Source organism: Sphingomonas sp. FG14 (assembly GCF_057809675.1).
Window position 1 is genome coordinate 1 of record NZ_JBMDKK010000028.1, and the last position, 17,707, is coordinate 17,707.

The window sequence follows — 17,707 nt, forward strand, 5'->3', positions numbered from 1 at the left end:
GTCTCCATCAAGGCGAATGCTGCCTTCGAGGGGCAGCTTCCCAATGTGCTACGGCCCCGAGTTCGTCGCTAATGCGGTGCGCGAGTGACTCGGCAGGCTTGGCGTCATTACCCTCTATATCGAGCCCGGCAGCCCATGGGAGAACGGCTATATCGAAAGCTTCAATGCCCGTCTGCGAGATGAACTGCTCAACGGCGAAATCTTCTACAGCCTTGAGGAGGTGCGGATCGTCACCGGCTGGTGGCGCGATCATTACAACCGAGCACGGCCCCACAGCAGTCTCGGATATCGACCACCGGTCCCGGAGACGATCAAGATGCCAGCCTGGCCGCTCGGCTCCGCTACGCTCCGCCTCCCGCCCAGGCTGGTATCAGAGGCGCAGATCAACTAACTACACAACCGGACCAGTCATTGCGGGCAGTCCATGTCCTGAGCTCGGCCCATCGCGATGTTGCGACATGGCTCTGCCGTTGCCTGGCGCCGAGGGAAAGCGCCCTCCGCCTGACTGATCCCCTAAGCCCGGACGGTTGCCGTGGGGCAACCCCCGCGGTGCCGGACCGGGTTGTCGCTCGCGCGCCTGCCCGCACCACTCCGGCCCTTGTGGGTCGGGTCGCCGCTTGCGCGTCGATGCCCTCGTCTCCCGCCGGTCTTGGCCGGGTCTCGTCGGAGGGACGGTCCCTCGGACGGAAGCAACGGAGATTTGATCATGCAGAACATCGTCATTCTTGCCGGCAATATCGGCATGGATCCGGAGAGCCGCACCACCCAGGGCGGGACCCGCATCACCCACTTCACCCTGGCGACCTCGCGTCCCCGCTATTCGGAAGGCAAGGTCGTTCGCGATGAGAAAGGCTACCGCGTCCAGGACACCGAATGGCATCGGATCACCGCGTTCAATGGCCTCGGCAAGACCGTGCAGGAGCATTGCACCAAGGGCATGAAGCTGCTGGTGCGCGGCCGCATCCATTACAGCGAATGGACCGATGGCGACGGCGTCGAGCGCTACGGCACCGAGATCATCGCCGAGACGATCGACTTCCTCAGCCGGGCGAAATCGAAGTCCGACGAGGCCGGCGACCCTGATCCTGAGCTCGACGACGACGTGCCCTTCTGACCCCCGGATCCCCGCGCGCTTGTGGCGCGCGGGGGCATCCAGCGGCGAGCCGGATTTGCCATAGCTCGCGAGGGATTTTGCAGGCGGGGGCGTCTGCACTATCCGCTTTCCGTCGCATGGGATCGAAGATCGCATGCCACACCGACCTCAACGAGGCCACGCTCAAAAATACGCCGCGCGGTCCGATATGGGTCCTCAAGGCGCGGGGCGGAAGCGAAAGCTGGTGGAACGCCTACACTGGCGAAAATGTCGATGAGATCAGTCTGGCAGACGCTCGGCGCTATGCTCTGATGTCCTACAAAGGATCCGGCAGGCTGCAGGCGGTCGACTATCAGGAAACGGCGCCCGAGGAAGCGCAGGTCGGCGGGCCGCTGTGGCGCGCCAGCTTCGCCGACAAGGAGCATAGTCGCCTCTATCTGGATCCGTTCACCGGAGAGGTGCTCAGTCGCCGTTCGGACCTGTGGGACTTCTATGATTTCTTTTACAAAATCCATATCATGAACCTTGGCGCCTCGCGCAGTTACAACCATCCACTGATCGTTGTCGCTGCATCGGCGACGTTGCTCATCGTGGTCACCGGGATCGTCATTCTGTTTTATCGCCTTGCGAAGGATCTCAAACGACTGCTGACGAAACGTCGCGCATCAAGGCCTGCGACCTGAGGTCATCGCGCTGCGACGGGCTCACTTGCCGATCCACTCCGGTTCGGCTGTGGCCGCGCAATTCTGATCGTCGCTCGGCCCGCCGTGTCCACGGGCAGCGCGAGCAGATGAGCCGCCGTATCTTCGCGGTCGGGTAATGTCGCGGGGTGCGATGGAGCTTGCTGTGTCCTGATCGGCGCGCGGGCGGGCAACGCGCGCCTCGCACGATCACACGCGCAGCAGTCGCCCCACCGCCCGCATGATCGTCGCCCTGCGCGCCGCATGCTCGGTAGCGTCGCGTGCGGCTCCGGTCATGCACCAGAGCTGGGTGAGGGCGGCGACAAGCCGGACGACGTCCATGGGCGTGAAGTCGGCGACGATCCGCCCCTCGGCCTGCGCCGCTGCGATCCCGTCCAGCTTCTCCCCGAGAAGGACCTCGCCGGCCGGGAGCATCAGAACATCCTGGCCACGCTCCAAATGATGCCAGGTCAGCAGCCTCCACAAGCGCGGGCGCTCGACCAGCAAGTCATAGGTGCGCCCCGCATAACCCTCAAGATCATTGGGATCGAAGCGATCGGCCTGCGCCGCGTCCATCACTTCCTGCGTCAGCGCGGCATCGAAGAGCGCCTCCTTGTCCCCGAAATAGGTGTAGAGCATCGGCTTGCTGATACCCGCCGCCTGCGCAATGCGATCGATCCGCGCGCCCGCCAGCCCATGGGACGCGAACTCCTCGGTCGCTGCAGCCAGGAGCGTCTCGCGGCTCTGTGCGGCATTCCGCCTGGTTCGTTCCTTCATCACACCTCCCGGCATTGACGCATTCCACATATGAAGTTACCTACCAGTTGGTAATATATGGAGCAGCATATGTCCAATCACTGGTTTCTCACGGGCGCGTCCAGCGGCATTGGCCGCCATCTGGCCGAACTGATCCTGGCCGCGGGCGACGACCTTACCGCGACGGCTCGCAGGCCCGAAAGCCTCGACGACCTTGCGGCGAAATATCCGAGCCAGCTGCGCGTCGAAGCGCTCGACGTCACGGTCAAGGACGATATTGCTGCGGTCGTGGCCCGGGCGCAGGCGCGTCGACCCGTCGATATTCTGGTCAACAACGCCGGCGGCGGCGTGATCGGCGCCACCGAAGAGATGTCGGACGCCGAGGTCGAAGGCCAGATCGCGCTCAATCTCATGGCGCCCATCCACATCACCCGCGCCTTTGTCCCCGCGATGCGCCTGCGCGGGAGCGGCCGGATCATCCAGATCTCCAGCGCCAGCGGTCAGGGCTCGCTTCCGACGAGCAGTCTCTATCATGCGGCCAAATGGGGCCTGGAGGGCTTCAGCGAATGCCTCCGCCAGGAGCTTGAACCCTTCAACCTGTTCGTGACGCTGATCGAGCCGGGTGGCGCGCGCACCAGCTTCAGCCACAACCTGCAATTCGCCAGCGAGATCGCCGCCTATCGCGATACGCCCGCCGGCGATATCCGCAAGATGTTCGAGACCGCCGGAAACGAGCTCTACACGCTCGACCCGCAAAAGATCGCGCAAGCGATCGTCGATGTCGCAACCAGCGACCATCCGCCGCTGCGCGTGACTCTGGGGGGTGACGCTTTCGGCGTTGTCCAGGCGGCGCTGCAATCGCGGCTCGCCTTTCTGCAGTCCCAGGAAGCGCTCGCGCGCTCGGTCGCTTTCGACAGTTGAGCTTTCCCGTCTTCCAGCTTTCGTCTCCGCGCGGTGCGATGCGCCTCACCGGGGCCCGGCAACCCCTGTCGTCAGCGCCGCTATCCGATACTTAGGTATAGCCATCCGACACGATTGCCGAAGCGCCAAACGGGCAATCGCTTGGTACCATCGCAAGAGAGGAAAACCTTCGCGGTCGCCAATCAAGGGTGCGCGGACCTTCGCAGTCTGCGTGCCCTTGATGTGGCAGCGCGCCGCCCAGCCACGCGCGTCATGAACGGGAGCGGCCTTCTGCGAAACCCAACGCTCCGCCGCATCTTCTATAAGCTCTCGCTCGAATTGCTGCGCGCCGCCTTCGTCTTCCTGCGACTGGGGTTAAAGGGCGAGGCGCGCCTGCTTGTGCACGCGTCTCAATGGGCGAGGCACACGGCTTCCGGTCGCCGCCGCAGGTGGCGGCACCGGAAAGTGCCATGAGCGTCGTCGCCGCCTTTCTTTATCACGAGGGCAAACGGCTGCGGCCGGTGACCCTGATCGATCCGGCGTGCGAGCATATCGCCAAGGATGACTTTGTGTGGATCGGCCTCTCCCAGCCCAGCGAAACAGAACTTGCCGACATCGCCGGAAATTACGGCCTTCACCCGCTTGCCGTGGAAGATGCCGGCAACGGCCACCAGATTTCCAAGCTCGACGTCTACGGTGACCAGTTGTTCATCGTCGCCAGGACGGCACATCTTGAAGGCGATCATATCGCCTACGGCTCCACCGCGATTTTCCTGGGCAAGAATTTCCTCATCACCGTTCGGCAGGGTTCGGCACGCTCGCACAGCGAGCTTCGCGCGCATCTCGAAATCACGCCGGACCTGCTGCGCGAGGGCCCGGACTATGTGCTCCATGCCATTCTGGACTTCATCGTCGATGGCTATTTCCCGATCGTCGAGGCGATCGAGGAGGACGTCCTCAAGATGGAGCAGCGCATGCTTGCAGCCTTTCTCACCCGCGAGGAGGTGACCCGGATTTTCACGCTGCGGCGTGAGCTCGTCCGCTTCCAGCGCGTGCTCGGACCCATGCTCGAGGTCGGTCGCAAGCTGGTGAACCTGCAGCTTCCGCGGCTTGATGAGGCCTCCAAACCCTATTTCCGTGATCTGCTCGATCACATGCTCCGGGTTGAGAGCGCCATCACCGGCATCCGCGACATCCTGATCTCGGTGTTCGAGGCGAGTCACCTGCTCGAACAGCAGCGCCAGGGTGCGATCACGCGTCAGCTCGCCGCCTGGGCCGCGATCCTCGCGGTGCCTACCGCGATTGCCGGGATCTACGGGATGAACTTCGAGAATATGCCCGAACTGAAGACGCAGTGGGGATATTTCGTCATCCTCGGCGTCATCGCTGCGGTCTGCATCGGACTCTACATCCGGTTCAAACGCAACCACTGGCTTTGACGTCGCTGACCGCTGTCCACATCGCGCAGGGCTGAGGCCGCCGGGGGCAGGTTGCCACAGTTCAATGCTTTCGAAGCGTCTCGGCGCGGTGCCGGTCCAACGCATCGAGCAAAGCCCTGCCGATCAACGGCTTTGCGAGAACGTGATCGAAGCCCGCCTCGGCGGCCCGCGAGGCCAGCAGCGTGTCGTGAAAGCCTGAGATCATGATGGCCCGTCCCGACCATCCGATCTCGCGAAGGTGACGCAGCATCGCGAATCCGTCGATGTCGGGCATGCGATAGTCGAGGATGACGCAGTCCGCCTCCTTCGCGCGGGGGTCGGCCAACAGCGCGCGGCCGGTCGTATATCCCCACACGGCATAGCCGCGCGATCTCAGCAGCAGCTGGAGGCCACGCCGCACGCCGGGATCGTCGTCGGAGACGAGGATGGTGTATCTGCCATCATGCTGGGTGGAACGGACCGATGGCATTGCGAGAAGCGGACACCCGTGTGACGATTGCACCATCGATCGCATATCGCGCCTCGTCCCGTCGCTACGTAGAGGTCGCAGTCACTTCGGCTTGCGGCCCATGCCCGCGGCAAAGGCGATCCGCAGGGCTTCGGACAGATTGCGGACCTCGAGCTTGGCCATCAGGCTCGCGCGATGGACCTCGACCGTTCGCGATGAACAGCCCAGGTCATAGGCGATCGTCTTGTTGGGCAGGCCGTTGGCCAGCCTTTCGAGCACTTCCCGCTCCCGGGGCGTCAGTGCAGCGACCCGCACCCCTGCTTCGGACGTTTCCAGGGTACGAAGGTCGACATCGTCGAGACGCGCGAACGCGCGGCTGACGGCGCCGAGCAGGGCGGCTTTCTCGAAGGGTTTCTCGAGAAAGTCGACCGCGCCGCCTTTCATGGCCTGCACCGCAACCGACACGTCGCCATGGCCGGTCAGGACGATGACCGGCATGTTGACCCCGCGTGCTGCCATGGCGGCCTGAACCTCGAGACCGTCCATCTCGGGCATGCGCACGTCGAGGATGACGCAGCCGACGGCCGCCGACTTCGCCTCCTTGAGAAACTCCACGCCGGAGGCATAGGTCACGACGTCGTAGCCCGCGGTCTTGAGCGCAAAGCTCGCCGCCTTGCGGATGCTCTCCTCGTCGTCGACCAGATGGATGACGCGTCTATCCCCCATGTTCCTCCTCCGCCCGCGCATGGATCAAGGTAAAATGAAAGCGCGCGCCGCCGCGGTCGGGGCGCTCCATCCAGATACGGCCCCCATGCGCTTCGATGATGGTCCGGCAGATCGAAAGGCCGAGGCCCATGCCGTCGGCCTTTGTCGAGTTGAACGCCGTGAAGAGCTGCTCGCGGACCTCGTCGGCGATGCCGGGGCCGGTATCCTCCACGGTCACCTCGATCAGCCCGTCAGGGCGCAACCTGGTCGCCACCTTGAGGTCGCGAACCGGACACGCCGCCATCGCCTCGATGGCATTGCGCATCAGGTTGACCAGCACCTGCTGGATCTGCACCCTGTCGACGAGGACCGGCGTCGCGGCGGGATCGACTGCAAAGAAGCTGCGGATGCCGCGCTCGCGGGCGTCGACCAGCGCGAGCTGGCTCGCCTCGGCGATGACCTGCGGCAGCTCGTGGAGGCTCTTGTCGACCTCGCCGCGGGCGACGAAATCGCGAAGGCGCCGGACGATATGGCCGGCCCGCAGCGTTTCCTGTGCCGCATCATCCATCACCGACCGTAGCGACACGAAGGGTTCGTCGTCCCGCTCGTCGAGCATGTCGCGGATCGTCTCGAGATAGAGCGCGACCGCGGCAAGCGGCTGGTTGAGCTCATGCGCGAGGGTCGAGGCCATCGTGCCCATCGCGCTCAGCCGGGAGACATGGACCAGCTCTGCCTGCAGTTCCTTGAGCCTGAGCTCATCCTGCTCCTTGGCGGTGAGATCCCGGATGAAGCCGGTGAACAACCGCTGCCCGTCTTCACCGGCCTCGCCAACCGACAGCTGCATCGGGAAGGTCGAGCCGTCGCGGCGCTGGCCGACCACGACGCGGCCGAGGCCGATGATCCGGCGCTCGCCGGTCTGGAGATAATGCGCGATATATTCGTCGTGCCGGTCGCGATCGGGCTGGGGCATCAGGCAGGAGACGTTGCGGCCGACGAGCTCGGTTTCCGAATAGCCGAACAGGCGTTGGGCGGCCGCGCTGAACGACGTGATGGCGCCGGTCTCGTCGATGATGATCATCGCATCGGGGACGGTCGCCAGGATCGACTGGAGATGCTGCTCGCGGGTCTCGATTGACGCCCGGACCGCCGCCTCGTCGGTGACATCGCGACTGATGCAGGCAAAGCCTCGATGTGCGTCGCCTTCGAACAGGGCGCTGATCGTCAGGCGCGCGAGATATTCCGCGCCGTTCTCGCAGACCCGCCACGCTTCGCGCTCCAGCGTGCCTTCGTGAAGGGCGGCCGCCAGGTCTGCGCACGGGCGGCCGGCCGCAATCTCGTCGGGCGGGTAGAACAGGTCATGGGGCTGTCCCAGGACGCGATCGAGGGGCCAGCATTCGGCACGCTCGCCTTCTTCATTATAGCTCAGCACGATCCCGGCAGGATCGAGCAGCGTCAGGACGTGGCCGCCAGCCTGTCGCAGGAACAGCGGCGCAAGCCGCGCTACGTCGCTGGCAATCTCGTCCGGCCCGCGCCTCGTGTCGACCATCGTCCCGGCTCACGGGCCTGGCCGGGCGCACGGATCCGGGCGTAGCCCGACCGTGCCACTCAGCGCCGCGCGAGTATGGCCTTCATCTCGTCGATTTCCTGCCGCTGCGAGCGCTTGATCGCTTCGCAAAGCCGGATGACTTCCGGATCGCTGAGCTTTGCTTCCTGGCACATCAGGATCGCCCCGGAATGATGCGGGATCATCGAGCGCAGAAAGGCCGTGTCGCCGATCGTGGTCTGGGTGCGGATGAGCGCAAAGCTGCCGAAGAAGGCGACCAGCGACGCGGCGATCAGCGCGATGTTGGCGGCTTTCGACGCGAACATGTGCCGCATGGCGACGATCATCAGCACCACCATCGGCGCGACCATCATCAGCGTCATGTAGAGCATGTTGAGGTTGTTGTAGAAGCTGTCGAGCCCGTCGATCATGACGAACATCACCAGATACATGATGACGCCGCTGATGACGGTCTGAACGGCAAGGCTCCAATAGGCGCCCATCTTCCGGGTGTTCATGTGGGACGAATGGTCCATGGCGTATCTCCTTCGCTCGGCGCCGGCCGACCTTGGTATGAGTGTAACGCCCCGCTCTCCTGTTCGCCCCCGCCATCAGCCGTCCTGATGCTAAAACCAGAAGCGAACGCCGGCGACGAAGCTGGTCGCATGGACGTCCTCGCCGGCAAGCCTCGACAGCCGCGCCGTGTCGCCGGCTTTGCGCAGATAAGAGACGCCGATATAGGGTGCGAACTGGCGGCTGAACTCATAGCGCAGGCGCGCGCCGAGCTCTATGTTGACCAGCCCCGAACCGATGTCGTTCTCCGGAATATCCTGCGCGGCGAAATTGACCTCGGCGCGCGGCTGCAAGATCAGGCGCTGGGTAATGCGCTGGTCGTAATAGCCCTCGACCCGGCCCAGAACATCGCCCTTGGTCGAGAGGAACAGCGCGCCTTCGACTTCGAACATGCCGGGAGCCAGGCCCTCGACGCCGACCGTCGCGTAAGTGCGGTCGGGCCCGCGGCCGAAGTCCTGGCGGATACCGCCCTGAAGATTGAAATAGGGGTCGATGGCCCGGCTATAGAGCACCTGCACCTCCGCGCTGTCGATGCCGCGGCCGAACTCGCCTTCGCCCTCGCTCTTGAGCCAGAGCCGGTTGATATCGCCGCCGTAAAAGCCTTCGCCATCCCAGCGATAGCCATCGCGACCGCTATGCGCCTGATACTCGAACAGGTTGAGCAGCACCTGCCCGAAATTGTTGCCGCCGCTGTCCTTCATCATGATGTCGCGTGAGCGCGCCATCTCGGCGCCGGGAAAATCACGATCGGCGAAGTGGTCGCTGGGGGGAGGCGGCGGGGGCGCATTGCCGGCCGGAAGCGCCGTGCCGGTCATTTGCATGCCGGGCATGGCGGAGGTTCCGGGCATGGCGGTCTGGCCATGCTGCGAATGGTCCATCCCGGGCATGTCCGGCATCGCGCCGTCCTGATGCCGGGAGTGGTCCATGCCCGGCATCTCCGCCATCGCGGGAGCAGCGGGTTGCGGTTGACCGGCGGCATCTGCCTGTGGCGCAGGACTGGCCTGGTCCTGCGAATGGTCCATTGCCGGCATGGTGCCCGGCGCTGGTTTCTGAGCGCGCGGCCTGGTAGCGGGCTTGGGGCGCGGCGCGGCGGCCTTGTCCTTCTTTTTCTCCTGCGCCGGCCGCGCCCCGCCCGGCGGCGCCATGCCGGGCATGTCGTGCATCGAATGATCCTGGGCAAAGGCGGGCGCGGCGGAGAGAAGGGCGATCGCGCTCACCAGCGGCGTGAGGATGCGGGTCATTGCGCGTCTCCCTTCGGACGGACGCTCACGACCCGCATCATCCCTGCATGCATGTGGTAGAGGAGATGACAGTGGAAGGCCCAGTCGCCGACCGCGTCGGCGGTGAAGTCCCAGGTCACCTTGCCGCCGGGCTGGACGATCACCGTATGCTTGCGCGGCGCATGATCGCCATGCCCCGTCACCAGCTCGAAGAAATGCCCGTGAATATGGATCGGATGCCCCATCATCGTGTCGTTGATGAGATTGACGCGCACCCGCTCGCCTTCGATGAAGGGGATCGGCTCGTGATGGTCCGACATTTTTTCGCCGTCGAACGACCACATGAACCGCTCCATGTTGCCGGTGAGGTGAATGTCGATGCTGCGGCTCGGCGCGCGCACGTCCGGATTGCGATCGAGCGCCATCAGGTCCCTGTAGACAAGCACCTTGTGGCCGACGTCGGCGAGGCCCTGGCCGGGCTCGCCGGTGCGGTCTACGGGCATCGGCGAGATGGTCTGGACGCTCGGGTCGCGCTTCACCTGCGGCGCGTTCGAGAAGTCGCGCATCTTCATCGAGCCCATCGCGTGCCCGCCATGATCCATGCCCGCCATCTGGCCATCGGCGCCCATCGCGCCGTGGTCCATGCCGGCCATCGATCCATGATCCATCCCCGAATGATCCATGCCTGCCATGGCGCTATTGTCCATGGTCGCCATCGCTGCCGCCGCGCCGGTCGCGAGGCGCGCGGACGCGTTCTTCTCGGCCGTCGGATCGACGCCCCGCATAGCGCCGCCCGACATGTCCATGCCTTCCATGCCCGGCATCGAGGACATGTCCATGCCCATGTCCTTCATGTCGGCGAGCGGCCGTTTGCGTAAGGGGGGAACCTCGCCGGCCATGCCGGCCCTCGGCGCGAGCGTGGCACGCGCCATGCCCGAGCGGTCGATCGCCTCGCCGACAAGGGTGTAGGCCTTGTCATCGCCTGGGCTGACAACGACGTCGTAGGTCTCGGCAACACCAATCTGGAACTCGTCGACGGTGACCGGCACCACATTCTGCCCGTCGGCCTGGACGATGGTCAGCGGCAGGCCGGGGATGCGGACGTTGAAGGTGGTCATCGCCGACGCATTGATGACCCGCAGCCGCACCCGTTCGCCCGGGGTGAAGAGCGCGGTCCAGTTGTCCATCGGACCATGGCCATTGACGAGATAGGTGTAGGTGGATCCGGTCACATCGGAGATGTCGGCCGGGTCCATCCGCATCTGGCCCCAGTCGAGCCGGTCTTTGAGCGGCTGATCCTTGCCCGACAGGAGCCCGGCCAGGGTCTGGCGCTGGAAATTGAAATGGCCGGGGTTGGCCTTGAGGCGCCGGAAGATCGCCTGCGGCGAGAGCGCGCTGTGATCGGCGAGCACGATGACATGCTCGCGGTCATAGGCGACCGGATCGGCACCGGCGGGATCGATGATGATCGGGCCGTAATGGCCTTCCTGTTCCTGCAGGCCTGAATGGCTGTGGTACCAGTAGGTGCCGCTTTGCACGACGGAGAACTGGTAGAGGTAGTTCGAGCCCGGCTTGATGCCCGGAAAAGACACGCCCGGCACACCGTCCATATTGGCCGGCAGGATCAGCCCGTGCCAGTGGATCGAGCTGTCCTCCTCCAGCTGATTGATGACGTTGAGCCGCACGCGCTGGCCCTCGCGCAGCCGGATCAGCGGGGCGGGGACCGTGCCGTTGAGGCCGATTGCCCGGAACTTGCGCCCGTCGATGGTCATCGACTGCCGGGCGATGGTGAGCGTGATGTCTTCGCCCGACACGGTCGGCAGCGTCGGTCGCATCCCCGGCGAGATCGTCTGCGCCCAGGCCGGCAGCCAGGCTGACAAGGCGGCGCCGCCGCCGGCGAGGGCCGCGCCGCGGAGGAACTGGCGGCGGTCGAGAGCAGAAATCATTCGGTTGTCTCAGCTTTAAGAAAGAGGGCGGACCTATTGGAAATACGCAGCGTGGCCTCATCCCCCTCAAACTTTCTTCAACATTTCCGCGAGGCGTGCGCGGGCGCGGTAGAGGCGGGTCTCGACTGCCTTCTGGCTGATGCCGAGAATCTCGGCGGTTTCGGCTTCCGATTTCTCATCGATCGTCCGCAAGACGAGCGTGTCCTTGAGCGATGCGGGCAGGGCGGCGATCGCTTTCATGGCCTCTGCCAGCTGCTGCTCGGCGCCGATCGCCTGGTCGGGTAGTGGCGCCTCGTCGACGACATGTTCGGCTTCCCCCAGCGCCAGCGCGTGGGAGAAGAAGTTGCGGACCGCGCGGCGGCGGCGCCAGTCATGGCATTTGTTGATGACGATCCGCGACATCCAGACCGGAAAAGGTCGCGCAGCGTCATAGCGGTTGAGTGCGGCGAAGGCGGCGACGAAGCTCGCCTGGGTCACGTCGAGCGCTTCGTCGCGGTTCCCGACATGGCTGCGCACGAGGCGGTGCACCCAGCCCTGATGCCGGCGGACCAGCTCGCCATAGGCCGCTTGCCGGCCTCCAAGCGCCAGAGCCGCGAGCTCCCCGTCCGAGCAGTCGGGGAGGCACGCGGTCATTTGGACTTGGCCGTCAGCGCTTTCACCACGGCGTCGTCGAACTTGTCCGTCTGATCCGGGCGCAGCACGGCCCGCATCGCGAAGATATGCTCGAGTGTTTCCTTCTGCAGCGCGCCCATCGCCTGGTGCGAGCGATCCACCGCCCCTGCAACCCGAGGACCATAGCCATGCTCCGCCTCGATCGCCTCGGCGAGCCGCGCGTTATCGGCGCGCAGTTCGGCCTCCAGTGCCTGTCGCCGGATCGCATAGTTCTTCTCGATCGTCTCGAGACGGCTATGTTGCGCGGTGTCCAGCTTCAGATCGCGATGGAGCAGGTCGTGCAACTCATTTTCGACCGGGCGCACCGGAACCACATAGACGCGGCCGATGACCACACCGGCGATCGCCGCGGCAAAGGTCAGCAGGACGAGGAGCAGGAGCCGGCGGTCGCGCATCATTGTGAACTCAGCAGCGTCGAAGGAGCGAGCGCGAGCCGCGCGTCAAAGGGCGATATCGGCCCGGCTTCGGTCGACCGCACAGGCACGGCCGAGCCGGCAATTCCCAGGAACAAGGCTGCTGCCGCGGCGATACCGAATGTCGTGGCGCTCAGGCGGGGCATGGCCTGGAGCCGGGCGATCTCGGCCATGACGCGGCTGTCCAGCCCGGCAAGCCGGGGATCGAGCGGCGCTTCCCGCAACCGGCTGAGCATGTCGTCGAGGTGGTCCATGATGTTTCTCCGTCTTCACTTCTCAATACGCAGGATGGTCCGGCAACCCTTGTCCGGGAACAAAAAGAAAATTGCGAGGGGTGCAGGTCGCGGCTGCGTATTCTCTCATGTCACTGACAGGAGAATGTCCAAATGCGCTTCTTTTCGCCGCTCGCAGCCATCGCCGCCGTCGGCCTGAGTGTTTCGGCTCCGGCCTACGCCCATCCCAAGCTCGTGTCCTCGACGCCCGCCGCCAACGCCAGCGTCCCGGCGCCGTCGCGTATAACGCTCACCTTCAGTGAAGGTCTGATGCCGAAGCTGTCGGGCGCCGAGATCGTGATGACCGGCATGCCCGGCATGCCCAACCACCGCATGGCGGTAACCGGCTTCAAGACGTCCGTCGAAGGCGACAAGACGCTCGTGCTGACGCTCGCCAAGCCGCTCATGGCGGGCAGCTATCAGGTCGCCTGGCACGTCGTCTCGACCGACACGCACCGCATCCAGGGCAATCTCGCCTTTACCGTCAAGTGACGCCATGAACGACGTGGCACTCGTCGCCGTCCGCTGGGCGCTCTACGTCGATCTCGGCCTGTTGTTCGGCCTGCCGCTGTTCGCGCTCTATGCGCCCGGCGGCGGCCGGATGGTACAGCGGCATCTGCCGATGGTAGCAATGGTGGCCGGTCTCGCCTGTCTCGCCCTCCTGCTGTCGGCGCTGGGGTTCGCGTTGCAGGCAGCGGCCATGACCGGGCTGCCGCTCACCCAGCCTGATCTTTCCATGGTCGCAGAGCTGTTCAACGGCACGTCCATGGGAACGGCGCTGAAGGCGCGCCTCGTCGCGCTCCTCGTTCTTCTGCTCTCCATCCCCTTCTATCGCCGGCAATCCCGTCCTGCCTTCATCGCCTCCACTCTGGCAGGCGCGGTCGCACTCGCGACCCTCGCCTGGAGTGGGCATGGCGCGGCTGGCGAAGGCGAGGCGGGCTGGCTGCAACTGGGGGCCGATCTCATCCATCTGCTCGCCGCCGGCGCCTGGGTCGGCGCGCTTGCCGCATTCCTCGCGCTGGTACTTCCCAGGCTCGCAACCGACGATCTCGCCGCTCAAGACATGGACCGGGTCACGCTCGCCGAGGAAGCGTTGCGGGGCTTCTCCCTCGTCGGCACGATCATCGTCGCCCTGCTGATCCTGACCGGGACGGTGAACGGCTGGTTCCTCGTCGGTCCGGGCAACATCGCCTCGCTCGGGCAGTCGACCTACGGCCTGCTGCTCATCGCCAAGCTGCTGCTGTTCGCCGGCATGCTGGGCCTGGCCGCGCTCAACCGTTATCGCCTGACCCCGGCACTTGCGCAGGCGATCGAGGAAGAGGACGCGCCACGGGCGCAGGCGCTGCTGCGCGCGAGCCTCGTCGTCGAAGGCGGTCTTGCGATCGTCATTCTCGGGCTCGTCGCCTGGCTGGGGACACTATCGCCGCCCATGTCGATGTAGCTTATCGTTTCGGACGCCTCGCGTTGGGAGAAGCCAATGCAATCCTACACCCCGCCGCTCGGGACCGGATCGACGAAAGACTATGATCGCGCGATCCGCCTGTGGACGCGGGAGAAGCGGTGGCGTGCCGCCATGCTCGCCGCCCTGGCGCCCAAAGCCGGTGAGACGGTCGTCGACGTCGGCTGTGGCACCGGCAGCTTCGCGCTGATGCTCAAGCAAGCCGAGCCCAGGACGCAGGTGATCGGTCTCGATCCCGATGCCGAGGCGCTCGACATCGCGCGGCACAAGGCCGCTGTGCGGCGGGCCGATATCGACTGGCGTCAGGGATTTGCCAGGGACGTGGCCCCGGGTACCGCCGACGCTGTCGTGTCGAGTCTCGTGCTGCATCAGATGCCGGTCAGGGAGAAGGCGGCAACCCTGCGCGCCATGTTCGCCATGCTGCGCCCGGGTGGGCGCCTGGTGATCGCCGATTATGGCCGCCAGCAGGGTTTCATGCGGCTTGCCTTCCGCCTGACCGTGCAGCGGCTCGATGGCATCGATGATACCCGGCCCAATGCCGACGGCGTGCTCCCCGGCCTGATCGCGGCGGCCGGCTTCAGGCATGTGGCCGAGACGTTTCGGCTTTTGACCATCACCGGCGCGATCGACTTGTTTACGGCGCATCGACCGGCGCAGGACCACGGCCTTACGGTTGCCAATGACCTTGGCTGATGGCGGCCAGGCGAACGGGCCCGCCGATTTGTCCGCTTAGGCGATTACGTATTGACCCTGACACGGTGTCAGACCCTAGATCGTCAGGCGTCGAAAGGAGCAAGGCGATGAACGAGACACATGGAGCGGCGCATGGCGGCGGTTGCTGCGGCAGCCACGGCGCTGCGAAACCAGCGGCTGGCGTCAAGGACCCGGTCTGCGGCATGACCGTCGATCCTGCGATCACTGCGCACCATGCCGAGCATGGCGGTGAAAGCTATCATTTCTGCAGCGCGGGCTGCCGGGCAAAATTCATCGCCGATCCCGAGCGCTATCTCGGCCCGCCGGCACCGCCAGTCGCGGTGCCAGAAGGCACGATCTGGACCTGCCCTATGCATCCCGAGATTCGGCAGGACCATCCCGGGTCCTGTCCGATCTGCGGCATGGCGCTCGAGCCCGCGACCGTGACTGCCGACAGCGGCCCCAGCCATGAGCTGGTCGATTTCACACGGCGCTTCCGGGTCGGCCTGATGCTGGCCCTCCCGGTGCTGATCCTCGAGATGGGCGCGCATCTCTTTCCCGCGATCCATCGCCTCGTGCCGATGTCGATCTCGGTATGGATCCAGTTCGTGCTGGCGACACCCGTCGTGCTCTGGGCGGGCTGGCCCTTCTTCGAGCGTGGCTGGGCCTCGCTCAAGACCCGCAACCTCAACATGTTCACCCTGATCGCGATGGGGACCGGGGTCGCCTGGATCTACAGCGTCGTCGCGACGCTCGCGCCCCAGCTGTTCCCGCCCGCCTTCCGCGGAGAGGACGGCATGGTTGCCGTCTATTTCGAGGCGGCCGCGGTGATCACTGTCCTCGTGCTGCTCGGCCAGATGCTCGAACTGCGCGCGCGCGAGCGGACCTCGGGCGCGATCAAGGCGCTGCTTAACCTTGCGCCAAAGACCGCGCGCCGGATCGGTTCCGATGGCAGTGAAGAGGAAATCAGCCTCGATCTCGTTGCGGTCGGCGACCGCCTGCGTGTGCGTCCCGGCGAGAAGGTGCCGGTCGATGGCGTGGTCGAGGACGGCCGTTCCTCGCTCGACGAGTCGATGGTCACCGGTGAGTCCATGCCCGTCACCAAGGCCAAGGCCGACACGGTGATCGGCGGCACGCTCAACCAGACCGGCGCGCTCGTTATCGTCGCCGACAAGGTTGGCCGGGACACCATGCTGGCGCGCATCGTCCAGATGGTCGCCGAGGCGCAGCGCTCGCGCGCGCCGATCCAGCGCATGGCCGATCAGGTGTCGGGCTGGTTCGTGCCCGTGGTCATCGCGGTCGCGGTGGTCGCGTTCATCGCCTGGGGCATCTGGGGCCCCGAGCCGCGCTTCGCCTACGGGCTGGTTGCGGCGGTCGCCGTGCTGATCATCGCCTGTCCCTGCGCACTGGGTCTCGCCACGCCGATGTCGATCATGGTCGGGGTTGGCCGCGGCGCCGGGCTCGGCGTCCTCATCAAGAATGCCGAAGCGCTCGAGCATATGGAAAAAGTCGACACGCTCGTCGTCGACAAGACCGGCACGCTGACCGAAGGCCGGCCTGCCGTCACCCAGATCGTGCCGGCGCCCGGCTTCGACGAAGCCGAACTGCTGCGGCTTGCCGCCTCGGTCGAGCGGGCCTCCGAGCATCCGCTCGCGCTGGCGATCGTCGAGGCCGCCAAGGATCGCGGCATCCCCACGAGCGACGTCACCGACTTCGATTCCCCCACCGGACGCGGCGCGCTCGGCACCGTCGACGGCCGCCGGATCGTGCTCGGTAATGCGCGGTTCCTCTCGGAAGAGGGCATAGCAACCGACGCGCTGGCGGAGCAGGCCGACGCCCTGCGCCGGGATGGCGCCACCGCGATCTTCATCGGCGTCGACGGCACCGTCGGCGGCGCCTTTGCAATCGCCGATCCCGTGAAGCAGACGACGCCGGAGGCCCTGGCCGCACTCAAGGCCGAAGGCATTCGCGTGGTGATGTTGACCGGCGACAACCGCACCACAGCAGAGGCGGTGGCAAGGCGGCTCGGCATTGACGATGTCGAAGCCGAGGTACTGCCCGACCAGAAGAGTGCCGTCGTCGCGCGGTTGAAAAGCGAGGGGCGCGTGGTGGCGATGGCCGGCGACGGGGTCAACGACGCCCCCGCACTGGCTGCCGCCGATGTCGGTATTGCCATGGGCTCGGGCACCGACGTCGCGATCGAGAGCGCGGGCGTGACGCTGCTCAAGGGCGATCTCATGGGCATCGTGCGGGCACGGCGGCTGAGCCAGGCGACCATGTCCAACATCCGCCAGAACCTGGTCTTCGCCTTCATCTACAATGTCGCCGGGGTGCCGGTGGCGGCGGGCGCGCTCTATCCGCTGTTCGGCATCCTGCTCTCGCCGATCATCGCGGCCGCCGCCATGGCGCTCTCCTCGGTCAGCGTGGTCACCAACGCGCTGCGCCTCAACCGGAAAGCGCTGTGAACATCGGGGAGGCGTCGAAGCAAAGCGGGGTCTCGGAGCGGATGATCCGCCATTATGAGAAGATCGGCCTCATCCCGGCGCCGCCGCGCCGGGGAGCGGGTTATCGCGACTATGGCGAGAGTGACCTCCATCGCCTGCGGTTCATCGCCAATGCCCGCGATCTCGGTTTTCCGATCGAGGAGATCCGGACCCTGCTCGGCCTGTGGGCCGACACGGGCCGCAGCAGCGCCGATGTAAAGCGGGTCGCGTTGGCGCGGGCGGAGGAATTGCAGCGCAAGGCCGAAGCGCTGACGACCCTGCGCGAGACCCTCGTCGATCTCGCCGAGCGCTGTCATGGCGACGAGCGGCCAGATTGTCCCATCATCGCCGAACTGAGTCTCGACAGAAAATGTTAGCGCCGGCCGCCTCTCGGACCAGACCCGCTCTGGCG

Annotated in this window: 19 protein-coding genes and 1 pseudogene; 10 read left to right on the forward strand and 10 right to left on the reverse strand. The window is 65.6% G+C overall.

All coding sequences use genetic code 11. The annotated features are described in order from the left end of the window. From ACODTA_RS28570 to ACODTA_RS28580, 3 genes and pseudogenes are all read left to right on the forward strand, one after another. A pseudogene (locus tag ACODTA_RS28570) lies at positions 1–391 on the forward strand (integrase core domain-containing protein); the annotation flags it as partial. Between the two features lie 315 nt (positions 392–706). Further along, complete coding sequence (locus ACODTA_RS28575) at positions 707–1,114, forward strand: single-stranded DNA-binding protein (protein WP_004212722.1); 408 nt, start codon at positions 707–709, stop codon at positions 1,112–1,114. A 116-nt stretch (positions 1,115–1,230) separates the two neighbouring features. Beyond that, on the forward strand, positions 1,231–1,776 hold the full coding sequence (locus ACODTA_RS28580) for a PepSY-associated TM helix domain-containing protein (RefSeq protein WP_004212723.1): 546 nt from the start codon (positions 1,231–1,233) through the stop codon (positions 1,774–1,776). A gap of 207 nt (positions 1,777–1,983) precedes the next feature. On the opposite strand, the gene ACODTA_RS28585 is transcribed toward ACODTA_RS28580, so the two are convergent. After that, entirely contained in the window at positions 1,984–2,550 is a 567-nt protein-coding gene (locus ACODTA_RS28585; RefSeq protein ID WP_004212724.1) for a TetR/AcrR family transcriptional regulator, read from the reverse strand. A 69-nt stretch (positions 2,551–2,619) separates the two neighbouring features. On the opposite strand from ACODTA_RS28585, the gene ACODTA_RS28590 reads away from it, so the two are divergent. Both ACODTA_RS28590 and corA read left to right on the forward strand, forming a co-directional pair. Next, a complete protein-coding gene (locus ACODTA_RS28590; protein ID WP_021245217.1) occupies positions 2,620–3,450 on the forward strand; it encodes an SDR family oxidoreductase in 831 nt (276 codons plus the stop codon). A gap of 449 nt (positions 3,451–3,899) precedes the next feature. Further along, the gene (gene corA, locus ACODTA_RS28595) at positions 3,900–4,868 is read left to right on the forward strand and encodes a magnesium/cobalt transporter CorA (protein ID WP_004212726.1); all 969 of its coding nucleotides are present in this window, start codon (positions 3,900–3,902) and stop codon (positions 4,866–4,868) included. 61 nt (positions 4,869–4,929) lie between these two features. Here corA and ACODTA_RS28600 read toward each other — a convergent pair whose 3' ends face one another. From ACODTA_RS28600 to ACODTA_RS28640, 9 genes are all read right to left on the reverse strand, one after another. Then, on the reverse strand, positions 4,930–5,337 hold the full coding sequence (locus ACODTA_RS28600) for a response regulator (RefSeq protein ID WP_021245219.1): 408 nt from the start codon (positions 5,335–5,337) through the stop codon (positions 4,930–4,932). 81 nt (positions 5,338–5,418) lie between these two features. Further along, positions 5,419–6,042: a response regulator transcription factor gene (locus ACODTA_RS28605; protein WP_013039093.1), complete on the reverse strand. Its 624-nt coding sequence runs from the start codon at positions 6,040–6,042 to the stop codon at positions 5,419–5,421. Further along, on the reverse strand, positions 6,032–7,567 hold the full coding sequence (locus ACODTA_RS28610; RefSeq protein WP_066701154.1) for a PAS domain-containing sensor histidine kinase: 1,536 nt from the start codon (positions 7,565–7,567) through the stop codon (positions 6,032–6,034). Before ACODTA_RS28610 ends, ACODTA_RS28605 begins: the two co-directional genes overlap by 11 nt. A gap of 59 nt (positions 7,568–7,626) precedes the next feature. Further along, positions 7,627–8,100, reverse strand: coding sequence for a DUF305 domain-containing protein (locus ACODTA_RS28615; RefSeq protein WP_004212732.1), 474 nt, complete (start codon positions 8,098–8,100; stop codon positions 7,627–7,629). Between the two features lie 90 nt (positions 8,101–8,190). After that, positions 8,191–9,378, reverse strand: coding sequence for a copper resistance protein B (locus ACODTA_RS28620; protein ID WP_066701153.1), 1,188 nt, complete (start codon positions 9,376–9,378; stop codon positions 8,191–8,193). After that, on the reverse strand, positions 9,375–11,303 hold the full coding sequence (locus tag ACODTA_RS28625; protein WP_021238864.1) for a copper resistance system multicopper oxidase: 1,929 nt from the start codon (positions 11,301–11,303) through the stop codon (positions 9,375–9,377). The genes ACODTA_RS28620 and ACODTA_RS28625 overlap by 4 nt, the downstream gene beginning before the upstream one ends. A 66-nt stretch (positions 11,304–11,369) precedes the next feature. Continuing rightward, positions 11,370–11,936, reverse strand: coding sequence for an RNA polymerase sigma factor (locus ACODTA_RS28630; RefSeq protein ID WP_046765847.1), 567 nt, complete (start codon positions 11,934–11,936; stop codon positions 11,370–11,372). Continuing rightward, positions 11,933–12,370 carry a periplasmic heavy metal sensor gene (locus ACODTA_RS28635; RefSeq protein WP_025550099.1) on the reverse strand — a complete coding sequence of 146 codons (438 nt, stop codon included), beginning with the start codon at positions 12,368–12,370 and terminating at the stop codon, positions 11,933–11,935. Before ACODTA_RS28635 ends, ACODTA_RS28630 begins: the two co-directional genes overlap by 4 nt. After that, complete coding sequence (locus tag ACODTA_RS28640) at positions 12,370–12,642, reverse strand: hypothetical protein (protein ID WP_007406394.1); 273 nt, start codon at positions 12,640–12,642, stop codon at positions 12,370–12,372. Before ACODTA_RS28640 ends, ACODTA_RS28635 begins: the two co-directional genes overlap by 1 nt. 132 nt (positions 12,643–12,774) lie before the next feature. Between ACODTA_RS28640 and copC the strand changes: the two genes are divergently transcribed. The 5 genes from copC to cueR all read left to right on the forward strand — a co-directional run bounded on the left by copC (position 12,775) and on the right by cueR (position 17,672). After that, positions 12,775–13,152, forward strand: coding sequence for a copper homeostasis periplasmic binding protein CopC (gene copC, locus ACODTA_RS28645; RefSeq protein WP_007406420.1), 378 nt, complete (start codon positions 12,775–12,777; stop codon positions 13,150–13,152). A 4-nt stretch (positions 13,153–13,156) separates the two neighbouring features. Continuing rightward, positions 13,157–14,101, forward strand: coding sequence for a copper homeostasis membrane protein CopD (gene copD / locus ACODTA_RS28650; RefSeq protein ID WP_007406374.1), 945 nt, complete (start codon positions 13,157–13,159; stop codon positions 14,099–14,101). 36 nt (positions 14,102–14,137) lie between these two features. Beyond that, positions 14,138–14,812 (forward strand): class I SAM-dependent methyltransferase, encoded by a 675-nt coding sequence (locus ACODTA_RS28655; RefSeq protein WP_017501308.1) that lies wholly within the window; start codon positions 14,138–14,140, stop codon positions 14,810–14,812. A 107-nt stretch (positions 14,813–14,919) separates the two neighbouring features. After that, a complete protein-coding gene (locus ACODTA_RS28660) occupies positions 14,920–17,277 on the forward strand; it encodes a heavy metal translocating P-type ATPase (RefSeq protein WP_021245221.1) in 2,358 nt (785 codons plus the stop codon). After that, positions 17,274–17,672, forward strand: a complete 399-nt coding sequence (gene cueR / locus ACODTA_RS28665; RefSeq protein WP_007406402.1) for a Cu(I)-responsive transcriptional regulator — start codon at positions 17,274–17,276, stop codon at positions 17,670–17,672. The genes ACODTA_RS28660 and cueR overlap by 4 nt, the downstream gene beginning before the upstream one ends. Positions 17,673–17,707 lie beyond the last annotated feature (35 nt).

Excerpts from the sequence above, each read along its gene's own strand:
- ACODTA_RS28575 (WP_004212722.1), top strand. The coding sequence starts at position 707 with ATGCAGAACATCGTCATTCTTGCCGGCAATATCGGCATGGATCCGGAG.
- ACODTA_RS28580 (WP_004212723.1), top strand. The coding sequence starts at position 1,231 with ATGGGATCGAAGATCGCATGCCACACCGACCTCAACGAGGCCACGCTC.
- ACODTA_RS28585 (WP_004212724.1), bottom strand. The coding sequence starts at position 2,550 with ATGAAGGAACGAACCAGGCGGAATGCCGCACAGAGCCGCGAGACGCTC.
- ACODTA_RS28590 (WP_021245217.1), top strand. The coding sequence starts at position 2,620 with ATGTCCAATCACTGGTTTCTCACGGGCGCGTCCAGCGGCATTGGCCGC.
- corA (WP_004212726.1), top strand. The coding sequence starts at position 3,900 with ATGAGCGTCGTCGCCGCCTTTCTTTATCACGAGGGCAAACGGCTGCGG.
- ACODTA_RS28600 (WP_021245219.1), bottom strand. The coding sequence starts at position 5,337 with ATGCCATCGGTCCGTTCCACCCAGCATGATGGCAGATACACCATCCTC.
- ACODTA_RS28605 (WP_013039093.1), bottom strand. The coding sequence starts at position 6,042 with ATGGGGGATAGACGCGTCATCCATCTGGTCGACGACGAGGAGAGCATC.
- ACODTA_RS28610 (WP_066701154.1), bottom strand. The coding sequence starts at position 7,567 with ATGGTCGACACGAGGCGCGGGCCGGACGAGATTGCCAGCGACGTAGCG.
- ACODTA_RS28615 (WP_004212732.1), bottom strand. The coding sequence starts at position 8,100 with ATGGACCATTCGTCCCACATGAACACCCGGAAGATGGGCGCCTATTGG.
- ACODTA_RS28620 (WP_066701153.1), bottom strand. The coding sequence starts at position 9,378 with ATGACCCGCATCCTCACGCCGCTGGTGAGCGCGATCGCCCTTCTCTCC.
- ACODTA_RS28625 (WP_021238864.1), bottom strand. The coding sequence starts at position 11,303 with ATGATTTCTGCTCTCGACCGCCGCCAGTTCCTCCGCGGCGCGGCCCTC.
- ACODTA_RS28630 (WP_046765847.1), bottom strand. The coding sequence starts at position 11,936 with ATGACCGCGTGCCTCCCCGACTGCTCGGACGGGGAGCTCGCGGCTCTG.
- ACODTA_RS28635 (WP_025550099.1), bottom strand. The coding sequence starts at position 12,370 with ATGCGCGACCGCCGGCTCCTGCTCCTCGTCCTGCTGACCTTTGCCGCG.
- ACODTA_RS28640 (WP_007406394.1), bottom strand. The coding sequence starts at position 12,642 with ATGGACCACCTCGACGACATGCTCAGCCGGTTGCGGGAAGCGCCGCTC.
- copC (WP_007406420.1), top strand. The coding sequence starts at position 12,775 with ATGCGCTTCTTTTCGCCGCTCGCAGCCATCGCCGCCGTCGGCCTGAGT.
- copD (WP_007406374.1), top strand. The coding sequence starts at position 13,157 with ATGAACGACGTGGCACTCGTCGCCGTCCGCTGGGCGCTCTACGTCGAT.
- ACODTA_RS28655 (WP_017501308.1), top strand. The coding sequence starts at position 14,138 with ATGCAATCCTACACCCCGCCGCTCGGGACCGGATCGACGAAAGACTAT.
- ACODTA_RS28660 (WP_021245221.1), top strand. The coding sequence starts at position 14,920 with ATGAACGAGACACATGGAGCGGCGCATGGCGGCGGTTGCTGCGGCAGC.